General features: G+C 28.5%; 13 protein-coding genes and 1 pseudogene. 4 read left to right on the top strand and 10 right to left on the bottom strand.

The window, feature by feature from the left end; translation table 11 throughout:
* Positions 1 to 3: 3 nt before the first annotated feature.
* A complete protein-coding gene (locus tag IR151_RS04150) occupies positions 4 to 144 on the bottom strand; it encodes a hypothetical protein (RefSeq protein WP_413927345.1) in 141 nt (46 codons plus the stop codon).
* Between the two features lie 113 nt (positions 145 to 257).
* Complete coding sequence (locus IR151_RS04145; RefSeq protein WP_227433255.1) at positions 258 to 848, bottom strand: TetR/AcrR family transcriptional regulator; 591 nt, start codon at positions 846 to 848, stop codon at positions 258 to 260.
* Positions 849 to 1,124: 276 nt separating this feature from the next.
* Between IR151_RS04145 and IR151_RS04140 the strand changes: the two genes are divergently transcribed.
* On the top strand, positions 1,125 to 1,358 hold the full coding sequence (locus tag IR151_RS04140) for an ATPase (RefSeq protein WP_227433254.1): 234 nt from the start codon (positions 1,125 to 1,127) through the stop codon (positions 1,356 to 1,358).
* 223 nt (positions 1,359 to 1,581) lie between these two features.
* Here the strand turns inward: IR151_RS04140 and IR151_RS04135 are convergent, their stop codons facing one another.
* The 5 genes from IR151_RS04135 to add form a co-directional block, all read right to left on the bottom strand.
* Positions 1,582 to 3,969 (bottom strand): cell wall-binding repeat-containing protein, encoded by a 2,388-nt coding sequence (locus IR151_RS04135; protein WP_227433253.1) that lies wholly within the window; start codon positions 3,967 to 3,969, stop codon positions 1,582 to 1,584.
* A gap of 193 nt (positions 3,970 to 4,162) precedes the next feature.
* Positions 4,163 to 4,918 (bottom strand): acyl-CoA dehydratase activase, encoded by a 756-nt coding sequence (locus IR151_RS04130; RefSeq protein ID WP_227433252.1) that lies wholly within the window; start codon positions 4,916 to 4,918, stop codon positions 4,163 to 4,165.
* Positions 4,919 to 4,939: 21 nt separating this feature from the next.
* Positions 4,940 to 6,091 (bottom strand): double-cubane-cluster-containing anaerobic reductase, encoded by a 1,152-nt coding sequence (locus tag IR151_RS04125; protein WP_227433251.1) that lies wholly within the window; start codon positions 6,089 to 6,091, stop codon positions 4,940 to 4,942.
* A gap of 198 nt (positions 6,092 to 6,289) precedes the next feature.
* Complete coding sequence (locus IR151_RS04120; RefSeq protein ID WP_227433250.1) at positions 6,290 to 7,027, bottom strand: EcsC family protein; 738 nt, start codon at positions 7,025 to 7,027, stop codon at positions 6,290 to 6,292.
* A 74-nt stretch (positions 7,028 to 7,101) separates the two neighbouring features.
* The gene (add, locus tag IR151_RS04115; protein WP_227433249.1) at positions 7,102 to 8,091 is read right to left on the bottom strand and encodes an adenosine deaminase; all 990 of its coding nucleotides are present in this window, start codon (positions 8,089 to 8,091) and stop codon (positions 7,102 to 7,104) included.
* 270 nt (positions 8,092 to 8,361) lie between these two features.
* Here add and IR151_RS04110 point away from each other — a divergent pair, with 270 nt between their 5' ends.
* Positions 8,362 to 9,615, top strand: coding sequence for a sodium/glutamate symporter (locus IR151_RS04110; RefSeq protein ID WP_227433248.1), 1,254 nt, complete (start codon positions 8,362 to 8,364; stop codon positions 9,613 to 9,615).
* A gap of 96 nt (positions 9,616 to 9,711) precedes the next feature.
* On the top strand, positions 9,712 to 9,936 hold the full coding sequence (locus IR151_RS04105) for a FeoA family protein (protein WP_003423664.1): 225 nt from the start codon (positions 9,712 to 9,714) through the stop codon (positions 9,934 to 9,936).
* 454 nt (positions 9,937 to 10,390) lie between these two features.
* On the opposite strand, the gene IR151_RS04100 is transcribed toward IR151_RS04105, so the two are convergent.
* Complete coding sequence (locus IR151_RS04100; protein WP_227433247.1) at positions 10,391 to 11,818, bottom strand: MFS transporter; 1,428 nt, start codon at positions 11,816 to 11,818, stop codon at positions 10,391 to 10,393.
* A gap of 1,045 nt (positions 11,819 to 12,863) precedes the next feature.
* Here IR151_RS04100 and IR151_RS04095 point away from each other — a divergent pair.
* Positions 12,864 to 13,181, top strand: a pseudogene (locus tag IR151_RS04095) (hypothetical protein).
* Positions 13,182 to 13,745: 564 nt separating this feature from the next.
* On the opposite strand, the gene IR151_RS04090 reads toward IR151_RS04095, so the two are convergent.
* Complete coding sequence (locus tag IR151_RS04090) at positions 13,746 to 14,189, bottom strand: FlxA-like family protein (protein WP_227433245.1); 444 nt, start codon at positions 14,187 to 14,189, stop codon at positions 13,746 to 13,748.
* Between the two features lie 87 nt (positions 14,190 to 14,276).
* Complete coding sequence (locus IR151_RS04085; RefSeq protein WP_227433244.1) at positions 14,277 to 15,662, bottom strand: sensor histidine kinase; 1,386 nt, start codon at positions 15,660 to 15,662, stop codon at positions 14,277 to 14,279.

Below are 15,662 nucleotides of genomic sequence, written 5' to 3'. Positions count from 1 at the left end.
AATTCATTTTATTTTTTGTACTAACACACCATTACCTGATGGTCCTAAAAATCCTAGTATTTCTCCTTTCCCTACTTCAAAATTAATATTTTGTAAAAATTTTTTATTTGTATAACTAAATGATAAATTATCAACTTTAATCATTTTTATCCCACCTTTTTATATATTTGACTATTTTAACTATATAGTCAATAAAAATCAATTTTTTTGTTTGTTAATACTTTTTAGTAAAAATATTAGCAAACAAGTTTAAGAATTTATTCCATAAGTTGTATAACTAGACCTCTTATCATCAATCTTAAAGCATCATCAAAGCAATTCTCACCAACTTCATGTTTGTATAACATAGTAAGAAATACTGCTCTAAACGCACCACTAAAGTTTTCTACACTTTTATTTTTTGCATTTGGAATATAAGATATCATCTTACTAATTTCAAAATCATCATGTTTAAAATGTTCTTCAATTATAGAATCTGGTAATTTTCGCATTAGTATTTCAAATTCTCCATTAATTAACAGATTTAAAATTGAAGTATCATCAACTAACTTATAAAATTTCATAAATATATCTGTCAACTGCTCATATGTAACACTGTCATCAAGTTTTTCTAATTCATATAACATTTGATTTTGTATTGAATCATGTATATCTCTCAATACTTCAAAAAAAAGTAATTCTTTAGATTGAAAAAACAGATAAAAAGTTCCTTTTGGAATATTTGCTCGTCTTACAAGCTCATCAACAGTAGTTTTTCTAATACCATATTGCTCAATGCACAAACTAGCTTCTTCTTTAAGTCTTTTAACTATGTATTCTCTTTCTTTATCAGAATATGATTTAGGCATCCTTTCACCTCCTATTTGACTAAATTAATCTTTACAGTCAATATAATTCATTTCCACTTTAATGTCAATAAATTTCTTAATTCCATTAAAATTCTTCGAAAATTCTGAATTTTATATAGCTTTTTTTATGCTATAATGTTATAATTAAAGTATAAATAATATATTATTCTATTTTCATATCTATTTGCTTATTTTTTAACTTAGTTTCTAATAGCAGTAATCATATTTATCTTTTTAAAAGTTCCATTTTTAATAAAAAATGAAGGAGTTGATTTTATGACTACTACTACAAAAAATCGTTTTTATGATTTTGTTCAAGAAAACTTAAATAAATATGTTGAAGTAAATTCTTATTTTAGCAGTTGCCCTTTATATGGGGAAATTATAGAAGCAGACAGCTTATCAATTACACTTTGTTCAAGATATATAGACGAATCTAATCCATCTTTAAACGAGACTTACACACTATATTTACCACTTAGCTCTATAATAGCTATTAGAACTATATAAAAAAGTTAATTAAATACAGGTTGTTTTTATATAGGATGTAAGACTTTCTATATAAAAATAACCCTTTTCTATTTATACACTTAAAATATTAATACATATATTTAAAGCTGTAAATAGAATCTTATAATTATTGATTGTTTCAGTTATCAATAATTAAAATAACTATTTACAGCTTACATTTGACACTCTCTACTAGAAATATATTAATCTACTAGTATCTATCTTATTTAGCACTTTTTAATTTTACTAACTCCTTAAAGGCGTTTTGATTTGCACCTCCACCAACTTGAGTTGCTTTTTCTAAAGTTTTATTTTTAAGAACATCTTTTTGACTATCAGCTAATTTATCACCAACCAAAATTACTGGTGACGCATTTTTTGCTCCTAAAGGGCCAACTGCTAATCCATCTATTAAATCATTTTGACTCTTGATTCCATTTTTAACTACATATGCATTTTTCAAAGTATCTTTTTTATAAAAATTATCTATTATCTTTGAATTTGTTTCGTCTCTGCTACTACCAGATAATCTAGTGGGATTTTTAAGTTTACTTTCCAAACTAGTTGATAAAGATACTGTACCGCCAATAATATAAGACTTCTCTATATTTAGTGAGTTTAAAAATTCATCTGCTCCTTGTAATTCGCTTTTTTCATTTGCAAGTATAATTGGAATATTATTTTCTGCTGCGGCTGCACCTACACTAATTGCATCAGCCAAACCTTTTACACCATTTACAACAGCTATTTGAGAAACATTTTTTATACTATTTAGTTTTTGAGCTAATAGCAAGCTTGTCTTATATCTGTCACTTCCTGATATTCTTTCAGTTGATATATTTAAGTTTTTTAATTGTTGTTCAGTTTCTTTACTTATGGAATTTTCTCCACCTATTAAGTATACTTTTTTTGCACCTAATCTCTGTATTTCAGCTTTAGTTTTTGAATTCAAAGCTTCCTTTTGTGTTAATAGTATTGGTGAATTGATAGCAGATGTAAAAGGAGTTGCTGCCAATGCATCCACTATTGAACTTCCATTTACTAAAACTACATTTTCTGAAGAACTAAAGCCATTTTGACTAACTTTAATGGCAGTTTCATATCTATCACTACCAATTAAAGATTCATTTGGAATACTTTCCCCAGAAGATTTTTCTGTAACAGCTTTTATAGTAAAGTTACATGGATAAAACTTGCTATCTCTATTTATATCATAGAATTTTCCAGTACTATCTATAATGTAACTTTCTCCTAAGTTTGCTTTTGCTTTAAACGTATCGTAACCTGGAACATTTGATTCTGAACCTATAGTTGATTCTCCACTTTTATCTTCTATGCTAACTACTATAGCACCTTTTCCTTCTGGTATATCAAAAGAATCGATTGGAACTGTTATGTATCCCGAATATTGTGTAGTGCCCTCTTTTAATTTTTTCATGTTATTTTCTTGAGGTATGCTATTTACTACTGGAGCATAATATATTTCATACTTAGCTCCTATACTCTCAGTTAAAAACATTACAGACTTTAGAGTCTCATCTCCCCTATTAAAGTCAAATACATTTGCAGCTGTTATCTTGTTTGAAATTAAAGGAACAATACTTGCATAGTCATGTTGATACATTTTTTCATCATCATTTGGTTTTTGACCTCCTCTGATTGAGAAATTATCTATATCAGACATAAGAGTCTTATCTTCATAAGATATCCAGAAGTATCCACGTTCAGAATTATAATCTCCCCAACTATTTTTTATTAGCCATGCACCATTTTTTGATGGTCTATTGCTTGAATTAAAGTTATCCTTAGAATAATTGTCATCCCAACCTACAACTGAAATAGCATGGTTAGTGTTAAAACTTTTTGTTGGACAATAATATGAATTTTGGTCTTCACTTTGATACCTAATATCTTCATAATAACCTGATGTTACTGCTCCATACTGTAATATAGCATTTTTTGTAGAGTTCATATCATTACTTACACATACAGCATCTGTTACATTAAAGACAGTTGGTGCTGTATTCATATTAGCTGGTTTTGTTGCTCCTTGTGCTTTAGATATTTTACCATTATATGGAATATCTTTTTCCAATTTAGGACCTGACCAAGATGTTAAGTATCCCATAGCTTCATAATTTAAAGCACCATCCATATCATTTACAGTCCATCCATATTCACCTTCTGAAGCCCACCATCTTAAATGTTCTTCTGATAAATCATAGTCTCCATAATTCTTCAATTTCAGGAAACTTTCTAAAGTTGCCATAGCTGCAAAGTCCCAGCATATTCCAAGATTTTCTTGATTTTTTATTGATGTCATTAATCCTAACTTTCTTGGGTCATAAGATGCTGGAGCTGTTCTTCCTTTGCTTTGAACTTTAGTACCTTCCAATTGATATGGATTTGGTATAATACCATTATATTTTTCTGTACGTCCATTTTTAGCATCTTCTAGATATTGTTTATAGGTCTCACTGTATTCAGCTTTTTTTATCTGATTCAATGTATTTCCATTTTCAGCTGACACAGGAATCGTTGACATTACTAAAATAGAAATTAAAAATAATGCAATAAACCTTGATGCTTTTCTTGAAGCAAACTTTTTCATACTTTCTCCCCCTAACTTCGAGCTAATTTTTAAAGATTTAATACTATATATGACTAAATATTGATTATTTCTAAATATATAATCATTTAAATCAATTATACCAAAGTTTTCCTTTAAAAATAAATAGAATAAAATAAAAAGCTGAAATTATCTTGGATAACTTCAACTTTTTATTTTATTATTTAAGATATTTTTATTTAAATCCAATTACTGCAGCTCCTAGAGCCCCCATTATCTGAGTATCTTCTGCAATAAATATTTTTTTATCTAATATTTCTTCTATCATTTTTACTAACACTTTACTCTTTGCAAGGCCTCCAGTAAATGCAATTTCATCTACTATTTCTCCTCTTGCTAGCATTGATGTTGACTTATTTGCAATAGATTTAAGTATTCCTGCTGCTACATCTCCAGTAGAAATATTTTGAGCTAAGAGACTTACTATTTCTGACTCTGCAAAAACTGTACACATACTAGATATATTAACTGGTTCATTTCCTTGAGCTAGTGTATCAATACTTTCTATATCACTCCCCAAAAGATTAGAAGTAATTTCTAAAAACCTACCAGTACCAGCAGCACACTTATCATTCATTATAAAATTAAATACATTTCCATCTCTATCTAAATTTATAACTTTACTATCTTGGCCACCTACATCTAAAATAGTCCTTACATTCTCATTTAAAAAGTAAACGCCTCTAGTGTGACACGTTATTTCGGTTACTTTCTTATCAGCAAAGTCCATTACTCCTCTGCCATAACCTGTGCCTACTACTTTTTTTATATCTTTTTTATCAATTCCATCGCTTAACAACTCATAAACTTGTTTAGATGTACTTTTAGGGCTCCATCCAGTTGGTATAATTATTTTTTTGACAATTTTTTGACCATCAAATAACACACCTTTTGTTGCTACTGACCCTGAGTCCACTCCTATACTAAACATAAACCCTCCTATTATTTACTCCTATAACATCTCCACAAACGCTTCAAATCTAGTTCTTAATTGTTCAGTGTCTGATTTTGAATAATCAGTTTCAAGAGACATAAATGGCTTATTTTTTTCTTTTGTAACAAATTCTCTTACTCTGTAACTTTCTATATTAAATGTATGACAGGCTTGTAAAACTACATCTATTACACCATCTACATTATATTCATCTATTATTCTATCTAATAGTTCAATTCTATGGTCATTGTTCATCATACAAGAGCAACCTATATTTATGTATTTTTGTGTTAAAGCATCATACACATCTTCATTTTCTTCATCAACTAATAAATCATTTGATCTTATAGCTCCACAAAGTTCATATGCAACAACTGATGCTCCAGCATCTTCTAAAGTTTTAACTATTTTTTCACTTATTCCACCAATTGGAGAACCTGTTATAAGAATTCTTGGTTTATCTTTTGTAATTGGACATTCTCCTTTTTCATATCTTTCTTTCATATCATCTATAACTTTTCTTAAAGATTGTTTAAGTTCAGCACGGTCAAATTTAAAACCTGCTTGATATAGAACATTATGAAGTTCAAGACCTGTAAGTGCAGATGGCTGTAATTTACCAAGTGCATAAAACTCTTTTAGAAGTTCTCTTTCTTCATTCTTATCTTTTATAGCAGCTCTTATATCATATTCTGTTATAGTCACTCCTAAAGACTTTTCAACTTCATCTTTTAATTTTATCATTTCATCTTTCCAAAGCTTATAAGCAAACTCACCTTTTGCAGTATTTGGTAAATGCATTACATATGTTGGTTTAACCTTTGCAAGTTCTTCATACATTTTTTTCTTGCCATCACAGGTAGTTTCTCCTATTAATAAATCAGAAAAATAGAAATATGGACATGTATCTGTTATTGCATGTCCATAACTTGATTTTATTAAAGGACAAAGATTTCTTGGTAATACTTTTTCTGCATCTGGAATTGGTTCTTCACTAACTCCACAAACACCTACTACTGTTGCTCCTGCTGCCATTGGAATTTCAACTGGAGTAAATGTACAGAACACTCCAACCATTTTTTTCCCACTTTCTTTAAGTTCCTTTGCATTTATAAATCCTTTTTGTCTAGCTTCATTAAAACTATCAAATTGTTTTGGTAAATTTGCCATGAAAACATTCCTCCCAATTACTTCTCTTTATAATTCATTTTGTATTTTAAACAGTAAAACTTAAATATTTCCATTAAAATACAAACCTCTACATTAGATTTTATCATGCTTTACCTTTCACTCATCATTGTTTTTATCAATGCAAATCAATATATATATAGATATATTTTATAGTCATTTTTAAAATTTTAACACTTATTAATTAAACTCTCTAATCCTCAATCTATAAGCAAATACTGCTGTTTCATGTAATTTATCAATTAATTTTCCATTCACATAAAATCCTACAAATGCTCCTATTCCAGGCATTAGTTGCAAAAATTTGGCTAAATCTAAATAGTCCCTGTATTCTTGCTGAAATGTTCTCCAATCAAAATCATTGATATCATTTGGTAAATTTTTTATATACTCATCCCAATTATCCATCAATTTAAATGTTGTATTTATATGAGATTGGCTAGAAAAGGCCAACTGCAATATATTTAGTATATAAATTCTTTCTCTATAGTCTTTGACATCATATCCATATATTGAAGCAACATCGTATAAAAATTTTATCTTAATACCTAAAAGTAGAGGAAAATCAGAAAGCCCTAAAAAAATCCCTCCAGCTCCTGTACCTGCTCCTTCAATCATTGCTGTAGTTTTATAATTTTTAGCCTTTTCATCAACTAGCTTTTCCCTTTCCTCTAAAGATATATTTCTAATTGGTGTCTTTGTCGCATATTTATATCCAAACAATACAGTTTTTGTCATTCCTTTTATTGAAGAAGTCATTATTTCATGGTATTTATCTGGCAAGACTCCATTGAATTTATTTTGTATACCTTTTGACGCCTTATCAAATATAGACGGTTTTTTTAATATATCTTTCTTCCATTGTTCTAATTCTTTTTTTGCTAATTCATTATAAGAAATCTCTTTATAATTTTTCAAATTTATCTCCTACTCTAAAATACAAATTTAATTAACTTACTTAATTGATTTAAAGTTATAGTTCATTTAACCTACTAAATTAGACTGTATAAATATTTTTTAGTCTCCTTATCTGCAAAACTTGCTTCTACTGTGTTTTTATAAATTATTTTATAGTCTTCTAAATTTAGATTAAATATATCAAATATTAGATTTAGTTCTGAATTTAAACTTATATCTGACACAGTTCTATTATCAGTATTTATGCTTACATTCAAATTATCTTTATAAAAATCGTAAAATGGATGACTTTTATAAGAATCTACTGTCTTAGTTTGTACATTACTGGTTGGACATATTTCCAGTAATACTTTTTTATTTTTAACTAAATCATATGCATCTTTTTCTCCATTAATTTTTATACCATGGCCAATTCTATCTGCCTTTAAAATATTTATAGCATCTAGTACATTTTTTCCACTTGCAGCTTCTCCTGCATGTACTGTAACTTTATATCCATAATCTCTTGCCAATTTAAAAGCTTCTTCATATTCACTGCAAAATCCGTCCTTCTCTGGACCACATAAATCTACTGCTACAACACCTCTATTTATAAAAGATTTACCTGCTTCAATCACCAACAATGCCTCTTCTGAGGTCATTGTTCTCATACAACCTAATATTAAATTCCCTTTTACATCATAAATACTTTCAGCATCTCTAATTCCTTCAACCACACTTTCAATTATACTTCTAGCACTCAACCCATTTTGAGTATGAAGTAATGGAGCAAATCTAATTTCTATATATTTAATATTTTCTTTACTTACATCCTCCAAAAGTTCAAAAGTAATTCTTTTTAAACTTTCTTTAGATTGCATAACTTTTAGAGGTAAATCAAATTTTTTTAAATATTCATCAAGTGAAGTACAATCATGTGGAACTTTTGATAATTTTTTTATTTCATCAATATTATCTGATGGTAAGTCTATTTTCTCTTTAAGTGCTATATCAAATATAGTTTCTACTCTAACACTTCCATCTAAATGGCAATGTAATTCTATCTTAGGTAAATTTTCAAACATTTTATCCTCCTTTTATACTTATAAATAATATATTCTATTGATAAGTTTTTAAGTCTTATTTCTATTATAACAATATACTAAAATTTTTCATGTTAAAAGCTGTGTATTAGTAAAATATTCTCATTTAATTTATAATTATCTAATTATATCCATTGATTTTTTTTAATATACATTTATTAATATACATTTGATAGTAAAAATTCCATTACATAATAATTTAAATTATATAAAGGCAATTTTAAATTTTTAAATTACAAAGGAGGACTTATTTTGATTACTTTAACTTTTAATACTATACAAACTTTAACCTTATCTATGCTATTCTTTTTAATTGGTAATCTGTTAAAGAATAAGATTAAATTTTTAAATAACTTCTGTATACCTGCACCAGTAATAGGAGGTCTATTATTTTGTTTTTTAAATTTATTTCTTAAATACTTTCATATAGCAGATATCTCTGTGAGTGGAAACTTAATGCCAAATTTCATAACTTTCTTTTTTACAACTATTGGACTTGAAATAAGCATAAACCTTATAAAAAAAGGTGGTAGTGTATTATTTAGATATTGGATTTTATGTGGAATATTAGCATTTTGTCAAAATATCATAGCCATATCAATATCAAAAATTATAAAACTTGAACCACTTTTAGGACTTATGTGCGGTAATGTATCTATGGAAGGTGGTCATGGTTACTCGGCTGCATTTGGGCTTACAATAGAAAGTCTTGGTATAAATGGTGCAGTTGGAGTTGGCTTATCGGCTGCAACAATAGGTCTTATTATAGGCGGGATATTGGGATGCCCTGTTGCTAGATTTCTAATAGAAAAGTATAAATTGCAACCTTCAACAAAAGCAGATTTATCAAGCCTTAAATATAAAAAAGATTCAATGAGAGTAATGAATAAATTTTTTAGAAACAGGAATAAAATAATCCAAAATAACTCGTCCCAAAAGATAACTCCTACTATATTTTTGGAGCAAGTTCTTCTTATATTTATTTGTATAAATACAGGAGAAATTATAAGCAGAATATTTTATATGACATGTAACATTCTTTTACCTTCTGTTGTGACTTGTATGTTTTCAGCAGTTATTTTTAGAAATTTAAATGACAAAATAAATATACTGGAGTTAAATTTTAAACTTATAGAGTTTCTAAAAGAACTTTCATTAGGAATTTTTCTAACATTATCACTTATGAATATAGATTTATTTGAATTATCAACATTATTGCCTCCAATTCTTCTAATAGTAACTTTTCAAGTAATCTTTATAATTTTATTTTCAATCTTTATTTGTTTTAAGATACTTGGAAAAGATTTTGATTCTGCCATCATAATAAGTGGCTTAATTGGACATGGAATAGGTGCTACTCCAAATGCTTTAGCCAATATGAGCTCTTTAACACAAAAATACGGAGATTCTCCAAAAGCGTTTTTGGTTGTTCCCTTAGTAAGTGGTTTTTTACTAGATGCCATTAGTATCCCTTGTATACTATTTTTTATAAACATACTAAGCTAGTATGTTTATTTTTTGTTATATATTGACAATTTAGCTTTTTTATTATATATTATAAGTATAGAACTTGATAATGATTTTCATTAGGAGGTGTTAATAATGACTGTTTACAACTTAAAACTTGGACAAAAGGGAATTATAGATAATATAGCTGGGAATGAAAAACTTATGAAGAGACTTCTTGCTTTAGGATTAATAGATGGCACTGAAGTTGAAGTAAAAAAAATAGCCCCTCTTAATGATCCTATAGTGATTAGATTTAGAGGATTTGATTTAGCTATTAGAAAATCTGATGCAAAAAATATAAATTTAAAAAATAATTAATATAAAATAAAAATAAAAAAAGAGATTTTAAAATCTCTTTTTTTATTTGCATTAAAAACATTTGCATTAAAACCACAAGTAACCTTAAGAGGATAGTCACTAATATTTATATTTGGTATAAAATTTAAAATAGAAATTCATAAATAGTAGTTATAAAGCTATATGTAAATTTACATAAATATAGTATATTTATGCAATTATTACTTAAGAAAATAATCTCTTCTCTGTTTTTATGTAATTATTTGTTGATATTTCAACATTTTAAAATAAAAGCCAAAAACTTATGTCAGTAAAATGTTTTATCCACAATTTTCTTAAAAGTTTCTCACATTTTATCCACAAGAAAAAGATAGCTACTATTAAATACAAAAAAAGACGTTTTCTAGATGGTATTGTATTTTTATCCATTATACAACAATACCTTTACACAGTATTATATCTAGAGGCTGTTTTCCTAAGTGGAAACAGTTTTATTCTTTTTTGCATAGATAAATCGAACTACTGTGAAAGTCGCTCCCAACAGAACGATTGCTGCCAAAGTGGCATACACCCAGTGCAGACCATACAGAAACACATCTGGACGTCCTTGTACATAATTAGTAACTGGATATCCGATTTTTGCACTCATGCGGTTGTATAACATCGAAGTGCTAAGCGTAACGCCTATGGACATCCCCATGTATCTCATAAGACCAGCAAGGCTACCAGCAAGCCCCAACTCACTATTTAAAACACTGCCCATGACCAAAGAATTGTTGGGTGACTGGAAAAGTCCTGCTCCAAGCGCAATTACAAATAGGAAACATACAAGTATGGCGATAGGGGTAAACTTAGTCAAAAAGACAATCAGAAGCATACCTGTGGCATTGAAAAACAGGCCTAACATAGTTGGCAACTCGCATCCAATACGGTCGGACAGGATACCACTAAGTGGACCCACAACTGCGATAACAACAGGCGTTACTGTTAACAGTATCCCCGCGAGCCCTGGACCGAAAGCTCGTACATCCTGCAAATAAAATGGCAGGAGAATGTTGTGGGCACCAATCGCTATAAAAATAGTGAGCATGGTAATCAGATTAATTATGAACATTTTATTACGGAAAATCCTCAAAGGGATAAGAGGATCCTTGGTACAACGCTCCACAATGAAAAATAGAGTAAGCAACAAAACGCCCACCCCCAGCATGAGCATCAGCGACCATGTTACACCGTTTTGCAACAACGTGATAGGAATGAAAATCAACACGATGGACATAGTCATCAGCAGTGCCCCTTTGATGTCCATCCGACCTGAGTACGCCAGCTTTCTGCGTGGCAAGGTCTTTAGCCCAACTATCAGTGAAACAAACCCAATAGGAATGTTGATGATAAAGATAAAAGGCCATGGTAGTATACTCAGAATCAATCCACCAATCGTTGGTCCAGCCATACTACCCAGCGCCACAAAAGTGGCTACAAATCCCAGCGCCTTGCCACGTTCCTCTGCAGGAAAGGACTCAGTGATAATCCCTTGATTGGTCGCCAACGCAGCCGCACCGCCCAGTCCCTGCAAAGCACGCATCATAATCAAGAATGGCAATGAATGGGTAATACTGCAAAGCAGCGAGCTTATGGTGAACAATAGCACACCAAACTGAAATATAGGGACTTTTCCCATTGTATCACCCAATCGTCCGAAAATCAGAATAGTAGCACAAGTGACAATAAGATAGATGCTGGCCACCCATTCGACACTGCTCATAGTCACATTCATCTGCGACATCATAACTGGTAATGCGATATTGACAATACTTGTATCAAGTGTAGTCATGAAAGTCATGATTACAACGGTGAACAGAATTCCCCATTTGTGATTGGTATGTTGTTTTTCTTCTGACATAGAAATCTCCATTCCGCCACTAACACTTGTGGCACAAAAAGTAATAAAAATGGCGTGCGTCTTCCACCATATTATGTAATAGTTTTAAGTGAGAAGTTATACTACAAAACACAGGAAAGTCCAAGCACAAATAAGTGATACTTAAAGTCTGCACACTAAGAATTCCAGATAGGTATGCTAGCTTTATCTAGGCTACCATGAAAATCAATAGTAACTTTTACATCCATACAATTATACTTTATGACTTCATGCTGTTCTATATTATCAGATTGTCCAACCCACTCCTAGATCCTTGATATCTACTTTCCCACTGTATCGATAAGAATGTCGTATTCAATCAGCATACAGTACATATTTTTATGGAAGATATACATTTTTGTTTGGAGTCTCATAAGAGGTTTGGATTTTGATAGCGCAAACACATGATAATTTTTTATGAACTGTAATTTCAGGCGTTCATAGTATATCTGATCGTCTGGAATTATTTTTCAACTTAATTACATAACTTTCATTTCAGATATATCACTCCCTGTATTACACTTAAATTTAATACTACTACTTTAACTCCAAAGACTCAGTACAGGCGGTTGGTTATACATTACCTGATAGGATTTCATTCTACTGTATTGCTATCAGCTTGCCAAAGCTTCATAGAATTACTTTCGCTCATTTTCCATTTCTCACTAATATTTTTATTATATCACAGTTCATTTTAATTTTCTGCATAGCAAATATAAATATATTCACACAATAATCTATCTAAAGAGTGTCGAGTAACACTTTTGATGTTTATTCCAAAAAAATAAGCACCCTTTTTTATAAGGGTACTAGTGTATATGAATAATCTTATTTAATACAATTATAACATGCCTTATGTTTTAGTATGATAATTTTCGTTCTTTTTATTGTTACAGATTATTCTATCGCTTTATGTGTTTTGTTAATATTTGTAATATTTTAGATACTCTTTATACTCGTTATACTTTTATTAGGAAAATTAATCTAATTATAAGTTGATGATTATATTATAAAGGAGGTATCTACTATGAATTTTGGTAATATCTATCTTATACTTATTGGAGTAGGAATTATAATAGTAACTACAATAATATATTTGATTAAACCTAAAACTAGTTTTTGCAGTGAAAAATATTTTAATAAACTAGAATCAACATATGGAAATATAGATAGAAAAAGAACGGTTAAGCTAGAAGTACTTTATCCCTATGTAATAGATCTTGAATATATAGCAATAGGTTTATAAATAAGAAGATTAGATATTACAATATTAGCAATAATATTAGTAGTTATTATAACAGTGGTATTATATTATTTAATTAGAAAGAAATATATAACTGTATGAAAACTAATATAGTTAATGATTAAAACAAAAAGAAGGTAACAACTAATTCTAGTTGCTACCTTCTAATCTATCTATTAATAAAATCTAATACCTTATAAATAGTCTCAAACCTATCAGTTCTCTTTATCATAGTATAATTTTCTTTAGTTAAAAAAATAATTTAAGAGATATAGAATATATGATTCAAGACATATAAACGCAAGTTTGCTTTTATTAGGAGACACTAACATTAAAGTTGTTTCAGAAAAATTATGTTATAAATATATACAAATAACTATGAATAGATACTCTCATGTGCTTGAAGAAATGGATAAAAAAGCATCTGATAATTTAAGTAAAATATTATTCAAATAAACAAAACTGACTGTCAACTAGTTGTCAGTTAAACTTAAAAAAATAGGTTTTGTCAGTTCAATGTCAGTCAGTTAGTTTATAATAATTTATTTTAAACATCGCTAAAACTACGTGTTTTAACACTTCTTTATGTTTGTTTATACATATTTGTTATTCCTTAAGAATATAAAATACTAATTAATATTTCAACAAGTTGATTTTCTAGATACACTATATAGGTCTATTAAATTTTACTTTTAAATTTTTATCGTCTTGAACAAGACTATAAGTATTGTCCCATTGTTCTTCTTCATTGCTTTTTTCAAAAATATCATATGGTGTTTTTGCATTTTTATTATTAGAATTTTCTTCTTTTCTATCTAATGTACTATTCTTCACTTCAGAAACAGTATTTTGTCCTCCCTCTGACTCTTGTGCTTTCTTTTCTTTTAATTCTTGAATTTTACTTTCGATTTCTTTTATTTCTTTTTTTAAATTTTCTATTTTTGACTTAGCCATTTCATTATCAATACTTTTATCGTTTTTAACTTTCTCCAATTCTTCTTGCAATACTTTTTTTTGCTGTTCTAAACTTTGTATTTCACTTTGGTTATTACCTGAACTGTCTATATTAGACATCCTTGGTGTCTGACCACTTATACTTTCAATTTTCATTTTAGTAACCTCCTATTTCTATATGTTAAATTTTTCATTTATATATACTTTTATTTACATATATAATATTGGTTACAAATTCTATTTTCAAGTTAATTGTTCTGAAATGTCAGTATAGTGTAATGAAATAATTAGTAATATATTTATTTGAAAATAATCTGATGTATTCTCTATACTTATAGCTCCCTGGTATTTCTTAGCAACCTCTCTTATATTTGAAATTCCGATACCTGAACCACTTGTGTAATTATTTGCTGCATTATAACTATTCCTTATTTCTATCATAAAAAATCCACCATCTAGTTTAGTTGATAGCTTTAAATATCTATTTCGTTTATCTACAAATTTACAAGCTTTAATTGCATTGTCAATAGCATTGGCAAATACTATACAGAGGTCAACATCATTTATACTAGTATTACTTGGTATAATTACGTCACAATCCACCTGTATTCCTAATTGTTTTGCTATGCTTAATTTATTGTTGAAAAGGGCATCAATTACAACATTTCCTGTATTACAAGAAAATGATAGGTCACTGGTTATTTTTTCGAGTTTATTTAAGTACTCTTGTGCTTTTAAAATTTCGCCTTTTTTTAGCAATCCATTTACAATAGCTAAATGATTATTAAAATCATGCCTAAAAGACATCGTTTGTGACAATCGAGATTTTGCTTCTTCAATGTAATTTTTTTGAGAATGAATTTGTTGGTTTAAAATAGCCTTATTTTTCTCTTCTTTTAAATATTGCATCAATTTCTTAAACTCAAATAAAGAGAAAAAAACACATATAATTCCAATTGAAGAAAAAAGGAAAGCTTGAATTTCTTTAGTAAGAGATGTATTCATTAATAATTTTACAGTTTGAAGTTTTGTATCGATATTTATCGTTGAACTTGAATAACCAGTATGCTCAAATGATTGCCAAAATAATATTATGAGTAACAATGGCATTATCAAAATTATTGAATATCTATCAAATTTTACAGTTTTAATATTAAATTTTTTAGCACTATACAAATATATAAATCCAACTATTATAATCGTAATAAAAAATGAAATCTCTGTATTTATAACAAATTTATAAATATTTATATCTGTATTATTTATAAATAGTAAGTAATTAAATGGAGCTATAAATCCATATGCTAACTGCTCAATTATATATACTAATAGAGATAATACTATAGATAAAACTGTAGATTTTTTTATTACATACTTTACAAACAAAAAAGTCAGTAGAAAAAATATAAGCCGTGAATAAAATAAATTATATAAATTAAAATATGTATTTATACTAATTGACAAAACTGATACTAACAAGTATAAAATACAGTCCCCAAATTTCGACTTAGTATTTGTAAAACTAATTAGAAAGTAATATTGCAATACTGCCATTAGACTTCTATCTACTGCAAAAACGAACAAAATACTATATTCTAATAATACATTAGAAGAAGATAAATTAGCCAT

The sequence above is a fragment of the Clostridioides sp. ES-S-0006-03 genome (genome assembly GCF_020662275.1).
In the GTDB taxonomy this organism is placed as follows: Bacteria; Bacillota; Clostridia; order Peptostreptococcales; family Peptostreptococcaceae; genus Clostridioides.
This window is presented reverse-complemented; position numbering and strand designations above follow the sequence as displayed.

Bases quoted from the DNA above. Each gene is read 5' to 3' on its own strand.
- IR151_RS04150 (WP_413927345.1), bottom strand. From the start codon at position 144: ATGATTAAAGTTGATAATTTATCATTTAGTTATACAAATAAAAAATTT.
- IR151_RS04145 (WP_227433255.1), bottom strand. From the start codon at position 848: ATGCCTAAATCATATTCTGATAAAGAAAGAGAATACATAGTTAAAAGA.
- IR151_RS04140 (WP_227433254.1), top strand. From the start codon at position 1,125: ATGACTACTACTACAAAAAATCGTTTTTATGATTTTGTTCAAGAAAAC.
- IR151_RS04135 (WP_227433253.1), bottom strand. From the start codon at position 3,969: ATGAAAAAGTTTGCTTCAAGAAAAGCATCAAGGTTTATTGCATTATTT.
- IR151_RS04130 (WP_227433252.1), bottom strand. From the start codon at position 4,918: ATGTTTAGTATAGGAGTGGACTCAGGGTCAGTAGCAACAAAAGGTGTG.
- IR151_RS04125 (WP_227433251.1), bottom strand. From the start codon at position 6,091: ATGGCAAATTTACCAAAACAATTTGATAGTTTTAATGAAGCTAGACAA.
- add (WP_227433249.1), bottom strand. From the start codon at position 8,091: ATGTTTGAAAATTTACCTAAGATAGAATTACATTGCCATTTAGATGGA.
- IR151_RS04105 (WP_003423664.1), top strand. From the start codon at position 9,712: ATGACTGTTTACAACTTAAAACTTGGACAAAAGGGAATTATAGATAAT.
- IR151_RS04100 (WP_227433247.1), bottom strand. From the start codon at position 11,818: ATGTCAGAAGAAAAACAACATACCAATCACAAATGGGGAATTCTGTTC.
- IR151_RS04090 (WP_227433245.1), bottom strand. From the start codon at position 14,189: ATGAAAATTGAAAGTATAAGTGGTCAGACACCAAGGATGTCTAATATA.
- IR151_RS04085 (WP_227433244.1), bottom strand. From the start codon at position 15,662: ATGGCTAATTTATCTTCTTCTAATGTATTATTAGAATATAGTATTTTG.